The sequence below is a fragment of the Micromonospora sp. NPDC023633 genome, from assembly GCF_040640035.1.
Taxonomy (GTDB): Bacteria; Actinomycetota; Actinomycetes; order Mycobacteriales; family Micromonosporaceae; genus Micromonospora.
The window spans coordinates 37,250-47,601 of sequence record NZ_JBFABB010000054.1 but is presented as its reverse complement, the minus strand read 5'-3'; the positions used below and the strand labels follow the sequence as shown (position 1 = coordinate 47,601).

13 protein-coding genes are annotated in these 10,352 nt (G+C 77.0%); 5 read left to right on the top strand and 8 right to left on the bottom strand.

The annotated features are described in order from the left end of the window. On the bottom strand, positions 1 to 1,289 hold a 1,289-nt coding region (locus tag AB0G13_RS18550; protein ID WP_357875678.1), incomplete at its 3' end, for a HAMP domain-containing protein. An 85-nt stretch (positions 1,290 to 1,374) separates the two neighbouring features. On the opposite strand from AB0G13_RS18550, the gene AB0G13_RS18545 reads away from it, so the two are divergent. Both AB0G13_RS18545 and AB0G13_RS18540 read left to right on the top strand, forming a co-directional pair. Further along, the gene (locus AB0G13_RS18545; RefSeq protein WP_357875676.1) at positions 1,375 to 2,043 is read left to right on the top strand and encodes a 5-formyltetrahydrofolate cyclo-ligase; all 669 of its coding nucleotides are present in this window, start codon (positions 1,375 to 1,377) and stop codon (positions 2,041 to 2,043) included. A gap of 62 nt (positions 2,044 to 2,105) precedes the next feature. Next, entirely contained in the window at positions 2,106 to 2,483 is a 378-nt protein-coding gene (locus AB0G13_RS18540; protein WP_357875674.1) for an FmdB family zinc ribbon protein, read from the top strand. 147 nt (positions 2,484 to 2,630) lie between these two features. Here the strand turns inward: AB0G13_RS18540 and AB0G13_RS18535 are convergent, their stop codons facing one another. Next, a complete protein-coding gene (locus AB0G13_RS18535) occupies positions 2,631 to 2,825 on the bottom strand; it encodes a hypothetical protein (protein ID WP_357875672.1) in 195 nt (64 codons plus the stop codon). A 96-nt stretch (positions 2,826 to 2,921) separates the two neighbouring features. Here AB0G13_RS18535 and AB0G13_RS18530 point away from each other — a divergent pair, with 96 nt between their 5' ends. Next, complete coding sequence (locus AB0G13_RS18530; RefSeq protein WP_357875670.1) at positions 2,922 to 3,260, top strand: hypothetical protein; 339 nt, start codon at positions 2,922 to 2,924, stop codon at positions 3,258 to 3,260. A 45-nt stretch (positions 3,261 to 3,305) separates the two neighbouring features. Here AB0G13_RS18530 and AB0G13_RS18525 read toward each other — a convergent pair whose 3' ends face one another. Continuing rightward, positions 3,306 to 3,788 carry a DUF2231 domain-containing protein gene (locus AB0G13_RS18525; protein WP_357875668.1) on the bottom strand — a complete coding sequence of 161 codons (483 nt, stop codon included), beginning with the start codon at positions 3,786 to 3,788 and terminating at the stop codon, positions 3,306 to 3,308. Positions 3,789 to 4,017: 229 nt separating this feature from the next. Between AB0G13_RS18525 and AB0G13_RS18520 the strand changes: the two genes are divergently transcribed. Continuing rightward, on the top strand, positions 4,018 to 4,446 hold the full coding sequence (locus AB0G13_RS18520; RefSeq protein WP_357875666.1) for a Fur family transcriptional regulator: 429 nt from the start codon (positions 4,018 to 4,020) through the stop codon (positions 4,444 to 4,446). Positions 4,447 to 4,498: 52 nt separating this feature from the next. Next, positions 4,499 to 5,356, top strand: a complete 858-nt coding sequence (locus AB0G13_RS18515; protein WP_357875664.1) for an oxygenase MpaB family protein — start codon at positions 4,499 to 4,501, stop codon at positions 5,354 to 5,356. Positions 5,357 to 5,458: 102 nt separating this feature from the next. Here the strand turns inward: AB0G13_RS18515 and AB0G13_RS18510 are convergent, their stop codons facing one another. From AB0G13_RS18510 to AB0G13_RS18490, 5 genes are read right to left on the bottom strand one after another with little or no spacing between them, the layout of a single operon-like run. Further along, on the bottom strand, positions 5,459 to 6,397 hold the full coding sequence (locus AB0G13_RS18510) for a PD-(D/E)XK nuclease family protein (RefSeq protein ID WP_357875662.1): 939 nt from the start codon (positions 6,395 to 6,397) through the stop codon (positions 5,459 to 5,461). 42 nt (positions 6,398 to 6,439) lie between these two features. Further along, positions 6,440 to 7,054 (bottom strand): MarC family protein, encoded by a 615-nt coding sequence (locus tag AB0G13_RS18505; protein ID WP_357875660.1) that lies wholly within the window; start codon positions 7,052 to 7,054, stop codon positions 6,440 to 6,442. A 40-nt stretch (positions 7,055 to 7,094) separates the two neighbouring features. Next, positions 7,095 to 7,961: a PHP domain-containing protein gene (locus tag AB0G13_RS18500; RefSeq protein WP_357875658.1), complete on the bottom strand. Its 867-nt coding sequence runs from the start codon at positions 7,959 to 7,961 to the stop codon at positions 7,095 to 7,097. A 48-nt stretch (positions 7,962 to 8,009) separates the two neighbouring features. Then, positions 8,010 to 9,287: a hypothetical protein gene (locus AB0G13_RS18495; protein ID WP_357875656.1), complete on the bottom strand. Its 1,278-nt coding sequence runs from the start codon at positions 9,285 to 9,287 to the stop codon at positions 8,010 to 8,012. Beyond that, positions 9,284 to 10,327: a SigE family RNA polymerase sigma factor gene (locus tag AB0G13_RS18490; RefSeq protein WP_357875654.1), complete on the bottom strand. Its 1,044-nt coding sequence runs from the start codon at positions 10,325 to 10,327 to the stop codon at positions 9,284 to 9,286. Before AB0G13_RS18490 ends, AB0G13_RS18495 begins: the two co-directional genes overlap by 4 nt. Positions 10,328 to 10,352 lie beyond the last annotated feature (25 nt).

Genomic DNA, 10,352 nt, shown 5'->3' with positions numbered 1-10,352 from the left:
ACCGCGATGTACGTGCGGCAGCGCGGCTCCCCCGGCGGCGCGGCGGAGGGCTCCACCCGGCCCCGGCGCGGCTCCCCGGTCGCCGCGACGGCGCCCACCACGCCGCTGCCCAGCGGCACCCGCAACGGCCCCGACCGTTCGTCCGCCGGAGCGCCCCCGTCCAGCCCCTCGGTGCACTGCGCGACGAGCACCCCGCCGTCGTCGACGAGCAGCACCGCCCCGGCCCGGGCACCGGTCGCCGCGATCGCGCTGTGCAGGATCACCCGCAGGATGCGTTGCAGGTCGTGCGTGCTGGCCAGGGTGTCCCCCAGCACCGCGAGGTGCCCGCGCAGCTGGTCGCGGCTGCTGGTCAGCGCCGCCACGTAGGTGCCCGTCTCACGGGTCATCCGGTTGAACGCGCCGGCCAGCCGGCCGATCTCGTCCCGGCTGCGCACCGGCACCCGGGCGGTCAGGTCGCCGCGCGCCACCCGGTCCACCGCGCCCGCCAGCTCGACCAGGGGGCGGGTGGTCACCCGGGCCAGCCGCCAGGCGGCCACCACGGCCAGCATGGCCGCCACCAGCACCGCCGACCACAGCGCGACGTACAGGCCCCGCGGCCGTTCGCTGGGAACCGAGAGGACCAGCGGCAGGGGCTGCCCGGCGGACGGGCCGACCCGGCGGACGTACCGGCCATCGGGGGTCTCGGTGACCCGCTCGCCCCTGAGCGTGCCGGCGGCGGCGAGCACGGCGTCGCGTACGCCGGTCGACTCGGTGCTGTGGGCGAGCCGGACGGGCGCCGCCGCGTCGTCGAGCAGGGTGACCGCCACTCCCGTCACGGCCGCGAGGCGCGCCACGAAGGCCGGGTCGACCGGCTGCGCGGCGGTGACCGTGCCCAGCGGCCCGCCGGCCCGGTCGCGCAGGTCGGCCCGGGCCGCGAGCGCCCGCACCGGCCCGGTGACCGGCGGGCCGGCGCAGTCCCGCCAGGGCTCTGCGGGGCCGCCGGGCGTGGCGTAGGTGACCCGGCCGGTGACGTCGGTGACCCGCACGGCGGCGGCCAGGCCGCGGCGGACCGCCTGGCTCGCGGCGGCCGGCCGGTCGCTGGTCAGGGCGACCGCGTCGGCGGCGGCCCGCAGCTGCTGGCAGAGGGCGTCGACGGAGGTGCGCACGGTCGCGGCGGCCACCGCGAGCCGCTCGGTGGAGCGGCTCGAGTCGACCGCCGCCACGATCGCCCCGACGAACATCACCCCGAGCACCACCGGGCCGAGCGCCACCGCCAGGAAGGCTGTGGTCAACCGCCCGCGTAGCGTCACTCGGTCCCCCCGGAAGTTCCGCCGCCGTTGCTTGCGATGCTGACACAGAGCCACCAGTCGACGAGCGTTGCGTCAGGAGTGTTGCGTGCCTGATTTTTCTGATGGAGCGGAAGGGGCCAAGCGGGATGTGCGGGCCGTCCTGCTCGCCCGCCGCCGGGCGCTGACCGCGCCGCAGCGGGCCGCCGCCGCCGGGCGCGTCCAGGCCGAGCTGGTGGCTCTCGTACGCCGGCTGCGCCCGCTGCGGATGACGGCGTACGTGCCGGTCGGCTCCGAGCCGGGCGGGCCCGACCTGCCGGCGGTGCTGCACGCGGCGCTGCCGCCGGGCGGGGAGCTGCTGCTGCCGGTGCTCCGCGACGACCTCGACCTGGACTGGGCGGCCTGGAGCGGGCCGGAGGGGCTGGTGGCCGCCGGGCGGGGGATGCGCGAGCCGGCGGGGCCGCGACTGGGCCAGGCGGCGGTCGCCGGGGCGCAGCTGGTGGTGCTGCCGGCGCTGGCGGTGGACCGCCGAGGGCTGCGGCTGGGCCGGGGCGGCGGCTCGTACGACCGGGCGCTGGCCCGGGTGCCGGCGTCCACGCCGACCGTGGTCCCGCTGCACGACGGCGAGCTGGTGGAGGCGCTTCCCGCCGAGCCGCACGACCAGCCGGTACGCGCGGTCGTCACGCCCGCCGACGGGCTGCGTACGCTGGACGCCGCCCCGGACGGCGCGGCGGGTGTCGCGCCCCACACTTCCGCTGGACGAATCCGGGGGCGATGACGCACCATTGGCACTCGAATACGTCGAGTGCCAACCGGCCGTGGCCAGATCCGGAGGAGAACGTGCCCACGTACCAGTACGCCTGCACCGCGTGCGGCCACCAGCTCGAGGCGGTGCAGTCCTTCTCCGACGCGCCGCTGAGCGAGTGCCCGGCGTGTGAGGGACGGCTGCGGAAGGTCTTCAACTCCGTCGGCATCGTGTTCAAGGGATCGGGCTTCTACCGCACGGACTCGCGCTCGTCCGGGTCGGAAAGCGCGAAGGGCGGCGCCGCCGCCAAGCCGGCGAAGTCCGACTCGTCCTCGGGTGGCGACTCCGGCTCGTCCGGCGGCGCGTCCGGCTCGTCCTCGTCGTCGTCGGGCTCGTCCCCGTCGTCGAGCGGGGGCGGCTCCACCGGCGGCGGGGGCAAGACCCCGGCCGCCAGCACCGCCAGCGCCTCCTGACCCCACGCCGCCGCGGCCCGAGGGCCGGCCCCGATCCGGGGCCGGCCCTCGGGCCAGCCGCGTCGTCCACCGGGCCCCAAGGTCGTCCACCGCGCGGCGAAATCGTCCACCGGGCGCCGCGTCCTCACCGGGCGGCGGTGGGCCCGGTCAGTCCCAGTGCGGGGGGCGCTCCGCGAGCAGCCAGTCGTCGTTGCCACCGGAGCGCTCGCCCCAGCCCCGGTCGGTGTCGTCGGCGGTCTGCTCGGGCAGCACCACGAAGTCGTCGCTGAGGTCGACGGTGCGGTCGTCGTCGCCGCGTACCGCCGGCGTGCCCGGGTCCTCGGGAATGCTCACGAGCGGCAAGACTAGCGCAGCCGCGACCGGCGGGACCGGCGACGAACCGCCGGGCCGCCGCGTCCGGCCGGCCGGCGGGCCGGGGCGTTGGTAGCGTCGGACGGCGTGACGACCCCCACCTCCGGCGGCCCCCCGGACGAGTACTGGCGGCGGCCCGACACCCCGCCCGAGCGCCCCCCGGGCGCGCCGGCGGGGCCGGCCGCGTCGCACCCGGCGCGTGCGAGCGGCTACGCGGGCCCGCCCGCGACCACCCCGCCACCGGCCGGGTGGCGCCCACCGGTGCACCTGCGCCCGCCACCGCCCCGGCGACTGCCGCCGCAGGACATGGCGGAACTCGACGCGGCGGAGCAGCGGGCGCAGCGGCTCACGTACGGCGTGGGCACGGTGGCCGGTGTGCTGCTGGTGGTCCTCGTCTGCGTGCTCTGCTCCCGGCTCGTGTTCTGACCGGATGCTGGCCGCCGACGGGACGCCGCGACCGGCGGGAGGCTGTCAGAGCGTGTTGCCCCAGACGGTCTCGGCCCCGGAGTGCCCGGTCAGGTAGACGTAGACGATGCTGACGACGCCGAGCGCCACCACCGCGACCGACAGCACCGGGGTCACCCAGGACGGCAGCTTCGGCACCCGCCGGTGCCCGCTCGTCGCCACGAGCAGCAGCAGCGTCGCCACGGCCAACGGCAGCACCCAGCGGAACAGGATGTCGCCGTAGCGCGAGTGCGCGAAGATCTGCTCCAGGACCGGGCCCTGCATGCCCCGGGCGACGAACGCGTCGGTCAGCTCCTCCCCCGACTGGACCGCGACGAAGGCCGACACCGGCGCCGCCACGGCGAGGAGCGCCACCGCCCAGTCCAGCCGCGACCGGAACCGGGGCAGCGCCACGTACGCGGCGGAGAGCAGGGCCAGCAGCGGCACGAGGACGACGACCGCGTGCACCACCAACACGTGGGCCGGCAGACCCAGGATCTCCTTGAACATCCACACCTCCGGCGGTACGCGGTTGCGGGTTGCCAGCGTACGGTGTGCCGGTCGACCCGCCCAGGTCGTCTCGATCGACTACACGCGCCCGGAACCGGTCCGGTTCACCACCGCTCGGCGACGATGCCCGCCGTCCGCCTCGGCCCGGCCGGGCAGGCTGGCTGTGGCCGGCGCCACCCTCTTGCGGAGGCCGGTTGTCGGTCCCCGAGCCGCGTGCTGTCATTGGCACATGCCCGGTGGCGAGCAACTGCTCCGGTCGAGGGGCCTGCGGGTCACCCGACCGCGCCTCGCCGTGCTCGACGTGCTGGCCGCCGGCGGTCACCTCGAGGTCGACGAGATCACCCGCCGGGTCCGTGAGCGCCTCGACTCGGTCTCCACCCAGGCGGTCTACGACGTGCTCGGCGCCCTGTCCCGGGCTGGGCTGTCCCGCCGCATCGAGCCGGCCGGCAGCCCCGCCCGCTACGAGGCCCGGGCCGGGGACAACCACCACCACGTCGTCTGCCGGGGCTGCGGCGAGATCGCCGACATCGACTGCGCGGTCGGCAGCGCGCCCTGCCTGGACCCGGACATCGCCCACGGGTTCGAGGTCGACGAGGCGGAAGTGACGTTCTGGGGCCTCTGCCCCGCCTGCCAGGCCCGCCGCTCCGCCGACGACTGAGGGCCGGCCGCTCTCCGCCGGCACCCGGTGGCGGGCGTGGCACGCTTGGTCGGTGGACTCCGATGACCTCGGTCTCTTCGGTCCGGGTTCGGTCACGTGGAAGGTGCACGAGGAGCCGATCCTGATCGTCGCCGGCCTGCGTTCGCTCTACCTTCAGTCGCTGCATCCCCGGGCCATGGCCGGGGTCGCGCAGAACAGCAACTACCGCTCCGACGCCTGGGGCCGGCTGGTGCGCACCGCCACCTACGTCGGCACCACCATCTACGGCACCACCGCCGAGGCGGAGGCCGCCGGGCTCCGGGTGCGCCGCCGGCACGCCCGGCTGCGGGCCACCGACCTGTTCACCGGGGAGGAGTTCCGCGTCGACGACCCCGATCTGCTGCGCTGGGTGCACGTCACCGAGGTCGAGTCGTTCCTCGACACGGCCCGGCGGGCCGGGCTGCCGCTGACCGCCGACGAGACCGACGCCTACTACACCGAGCAGCGGCGCTCCGCCGCCCTGGTCGGCCTCGACCCGGAGACGGTCCCGGGCACCGCCGCCGAGGTGTCCGACTACTACCGGCAGATCCGCCCGCAGCTGCGGATGACCCGCGAGGCGGCCGAGACGGCGCTCTTCCTCACCGCGCCGCCGATCCCGTGGAAGCTCAGCCTGCCCGCCCGCATCGGGCTCAACCTCGGGCCGCCCCGCTGGGCGTACTTCGGCATCGCCGGCACCGCGCTCGCGCTGCTACCGGCCTGGGCCCGGCGCATGTACGGCGGGCTGGGCCTGCCCACGACCGCGTTCTCCGCCGACCTGAGCGTCCGGGCGCTGCGGCTGACCCTCGCCGCGGTGCCCCGCCGCTGGCGGGAGGGGCCGTTGCAGCAGGCCGCGAAGGAACGCGCCGCCCGGCTCGCCGGCACGCCGGCCTGACCGCACGGCCGTGCCGGCTGCCGCCGAGCCCCGGGCGGTCGGTCGTGCCCGGGTGGAATGTGCGGGGGCGGTCAGGCTTGGCCGGGTGGGCGTGCGGGGCTGTCAGTCTTTGCCGGGCACCGGGTCGGTCGCGCGCTCGACGGCCGCCCACGGCTCCTTGCCCGGCGCCTGCGCCCCCGCGGGGCAGGTGCGCCGGTAGTCGCACCAGCCGCAGCGCGGGCCCGGCGTGGTCGGGAAGGCCTCGTCGGGGTCGTCCCCGTCGGCGACCGCCCGCTCGGCGGCCATGATGTCGCGGGCGGTCTCCTCCGCCCGGGCGAGCTGGCGGGCCAGCGACTCCACGGTGTGCTCGTGCGCCGCCACCGTGCCGGTCGGCAGGTGGTGCAGCTCCACCCGGCGGCACGGCCGGCGGAACACCCGCTCGGCGGCGTACGCGTAGAGCGCCAGCGCCTGCGAGCCGCGCGCGTCGTCGGCGTCCAGCCCGGTGCGTCCCGTCTTGTAGTCGACGATCACCAGCTCGGGACCGTCGGGCCCGGGACGGGAGTCGATCCGGTCGGCCCGGCCGTTGAAGGCCAGCACGGCGGTCTTGACCGCCACCACCCGCTCCACGCCGAGCGGGTCGACCCCGGGCTCCAGGGTCTCGACGTATGACTCCAGCCAGCCCAGGGCCCGCCGGTAGGCCGCCCGCTCCTGCTCGTCGTCGCGGTAGCCCTCGCGCACCCAGGTGCCCTTGAGCAGCGCGGCGAGGGCCTCCGGCCGACGCCGCTCGGGGCTCAGGGCGTACCAGTTCTTCAGAGCGGTGTGCACGCTCGCGCCGAGGGAGTTGTGCGCCCACGGCGGGCCCTTCTGCGGGGCCGGACGGTCGACGTAGGAGTAGCGGTAGCGCCGGGGGCAGTCGGCGTAGGTGCCCAGTCTGCTGGGGGTGCAGACGAAGAGCCGCTCCGGCATGCCCTCGAAGCCGAGCTGCTCGGGCTGGTCACCGCGGGGCCGGGGCGCCCGGCCGCCGCTGGTGGAGGACCGTCCGGCTGAAGAGGCTCGTCGCACACCGCGATCCTGCCATCCGCCTCCGACGAAACCGGCCGCCGGTCAGGTCATGTTGGCGTACTGGGTCACGAACGCGGCCACCGCGTCCGCGATGAGCTGCACCGCGATCGCGGCCAGCAGCAGACCGGCGATCCGGGTCAGCACCTCGATCCCGCCGGGCCGCAGGATCTTGACGATCCCGCCGGAGAACCGGAGCACGATCCAGACGGTGACCATCACGGCCAGGATCGCGGCGGCGATGGCCGTGACGTCCGCCCCGCCGTCGGCCTGCTGGACGAAGAGCATGGTGGCCACGATGGCGCCGGGGCCGGCCAGCAGCGGCGTGCCCAGCGGCACCAGGGCGATGTTCGAGGTGGTCTGCTGGCTCGGGTCGTCGGCCTTGCCGGTCAGCAGTTCCAGCGCCACCAGCACCAGCAGCAGTCCGCCTGCGGCCTGCAACGCCGGCAGGTCCACGTGCAGGTAGTCGAGCAGCGTCTGGCCCGCCACCGCGAAGATCACGATCACGCCCAGCGCCAGGGCGACCGCCTGCCAGGCCGCCCGGTTCCGGTCCCGCGCCGGCAGCGGGCCGGTCAGCGCCAGGAAGATGGGCATCATGCCCGGCGGGTCGACGATCACCAGCAGGGTCACGAAGACCTCGCCGAACAGCTTGGCATCCACGTGATCAACGTAGCCGCGCCGCCGGAGGCGGAAACGCGGATCAGCCGGAAGCGACCTCGGTCACCCCGCGCGCCTCGGCGACGAGCCGCTCGTACGCCCCGGGATCGGTGGTGAACGCCCCGAGCCGGACGGTCTTGTGGGTGCCGTGGAAGTCCGACGAGCCGGTCACCACCAGGCCCAGCTCGTCGGCCAGGGCCCGGACGTGGGCCCGCTCGGCCGGGGAGTGGTCCTCATGGTCGGCCTCCAGCCCCGCCAGCCCGACGGCGGCCAGGTCGGCGATCAGCTCGTCGGGCGCGATCCGCCCCCGCCGGGTGGCCCGGGGGTGGGCGAAGACCGGCACGCCGCCCGCCGCGCGGACGAGCCGGACCGCGCGGAAGACGTCGATGTCCTCCTTGGGCAGCCGGTAGCGCTCGCCCAGCCAGTCCGGCCCGAACGCCTCCGTGGTGGTGGCCACCAGGCCGGCCCGGATCAGCGCCTGCGCGATGTGCGGCCGGCCCACGGTCCCGCCGCCCGCGCCGGTCAGGATCTCCGGCCAGCTCACGTCGATCCCGTCGGCCCGCAGCAGCGCCACGATCCGCTCGCCCCGTTCCTCCCGGGCGGCACGCACCCGGGCCAGTTCCGCGACGAGTTCCGGGGCGTCCGGATCGAACAGGTACGCCAGCAGGTGCAGCGGCAGCGCCGGCTCCTCGCCGTACCACCGGCAGGAGAGCTCCGCGCCCCGGACCAGGCTGAGCCCGGCCGGCAGCGCCTCCAGGGCGGGCGCCCAGCCGGCCGTGGTGTCGTGGTCGGTGATCGCCACGACGTCCAGCCCCGACTCCGCCGCCGCCCGCACCAGCTCGGCCGGGCTGAGCGTGCCGTCGCTGGCGGTGGAGTGGGTGTGCAGGTCGATCCGGGGTGCCGCGCTCATCGGCCCGACGCTACCGGCCGGCGGCCCGGCCCGGGCACGCGGGCGCGGTCAGGAACGGCGGTCGCCGCCCACCGGCACCGGGCGTGCCCCGGCGGGCAGGCCGGTCACGGGCGCGGAGAGGGCCGCCTCGCCGTCGAGCACCCGGCTCACCTCGATCCGCACCAGGGCGCCGGCCGCGTCGGAGTAGTGGGCCGTCCCCTGCGGCGTCCAGGCCACCGGCCCGGCCACGGGCGGACCGGCCGGGTGGGTCGCCGGTGCGGGGGCGAGCCGGTCCAGGTCGACCAGCACCGCGCGGTCCTGCGGGCCCGCCTTCCCGTTGGCCAGCAGCCACCGCCCGTCGGCGGAGACCCCGCCGGCTCCGTCGCCGGCCAGCGCGGGCCCGCAGCCCGTCCGCACGGGCGCGAGGTCCCGGGCCGGGTCGAGCAGGGCGACGCAGGGCCGGCGGGGGGTGCCGGCGGACACCAGCGCGACCGCCAGCCCGTCGGGGCGGGTGCCGTAGACGTGCAGGGCCCCGTCGCCCGCGCCGCGCGGCGGGCCCGCCGCCGGGCGCCACAGGGCGTGCCCGGGCCGGCCCGGGTCCAGGCGGACCACGACGGTGTCCCCGGCGAAACCGACCGGCACCGCGTCGGGCGGCGACGGCGTGCGGGCGACGGCCACGACCTGGCCGCCGACGATGCCGGCAACGACCAGGTCCGCCCCCTCCCGCCAGGCGACCTGCCGCCCGTCCGGGCTGAGGACGATCTCCCGGGCCCCGGCCAGGAGCAGGTGTGCCGCGCCGTTCGGCAGCACGATCCAGAGCGAGCGGCCGGCCGCCGTCGACGCGCCCACCACCGCCCAGCCGGCCCCCTCGGGGAGCCGCTGGGCACGCTCGGCGGCGGTGCCCACGTCGGGCAGGGCGATCCGCTGCCCGCTCGCGGTGACCAGCACGTCGTTGAGGACGAGGTCCACCTCGCCCCGGCCCAGGTCGGGCTGCGGGGCGGCCGACAGCTGCGGGGCCGGGTCCGGCAGCGGCGAGGCGTACGGGTCGCCGAGCACCACGGTGGGACGGGTGGGCCGCCCGGGCTGCTGCCCCAGCTGCGCCATGCCGACGCTGACCGTCACGGTGGCCACCGCGGCGAGGGCGATCCCGGTCAGCGTCCGCCGGCGCCGGGACCGGTCGGCCCGCCGGATCGCGAGTCCCGCCGGGTCGGCGACGAGCGGGCGCGCGACGGCCACCCGGCGGGCGAACGTCTCCCGTACCGCCTGCTCCAGCTCGTCCTCGGTCACGGCGAATGGACGCGTCGGGCCGTCGGTCCGGTTGTCACCACGGCCCACCGGACGGCTCACCGGTGCTCTCCGGCGCCGGCCGGGTAGGCGGCCTGCCGGCCGCGTCGCTCGTCGCGGCCGGTACGCGGCCCCGCCCCGACGCCGGCCCGCGCGCCCGAGGCCACGGGCACCGGGTCGCCCGCCGACTCGTCCGCCAGCTCGGCGGCCGAGGTGGCACGCCCGGCGTCCGTGGCCGGCGCGGTGGCCGCCACGGGGGCTCTCTGCGCCGGCAGCTCGGTCGCGGGACCGCCCGGGACGGGGGTGCCGGCGCTCCCCGACCTGTGCGGGACGGCGGCGGTGGCGCCGTCCGGCCTGCCCGCCGTGACCGGCGCGATGGCCGGCGGCGGGGCGTTCGTCGCCGCGACCACGGCCGCCGCGTCCTCGCCGACCACCATCGTCGGGGCGCGGTAGGCCGCCGACGGGCTGACCGGCACCCCGCCGTGGGCGGGAGCGGATCGGTCCCCGTAGGCGGGAGCGGATCGACCGGCGCCGCCCGGGGCGGGCCGGGCGGTGCCGTCGGCCCCCGGCGGCGCCGGGGGCGGGTCGGCCCCGGTCGGCAGGTCGAGGGCGGCCTCGGCGCCCATCCGGCGACGCAGGGTGCCCAGGGCGCGCGAGGTCTGGCTCTTGACCGTGCCCGGCGAGATGCCGAGCAGGGCGGCGGTCTGGGCCTCGGACATGTCCTCGTAGAAACGCAGCACGAGCACCGCCCGCTGCCGGCTGGGCAGCGCGCTCAGGTGGCGCCAGAGCAGGTCCCGGTCGAGCTGCTGCTCGATCTCGTCGACCCCGGCCCGCTCCGGCAGCACCTCGGTGGGGCGTTCACCGTGCCAGCGCCGACGCCACCAACTGGTCGAAGTGTTGATCATGACCCGGCGGGCGTACGGCTCGATCGCCTCGATCCCGCCGAGCCGCTTCCAGGCCAGGTACGTCTTGGTCAACGCGGTCTGCAACAGGTCCTCGGCGGTGGCCCAGTCCCCGCTGAGCAGGTAGGCGGTGCGCAGCAGGGCGCTGGAGCGGGCCGCGACGAAGTCGCGGAACTCCTCCTCCAAGGGATCCCTGCTCACCACCGGCCACCTCCGCACCCCGTTC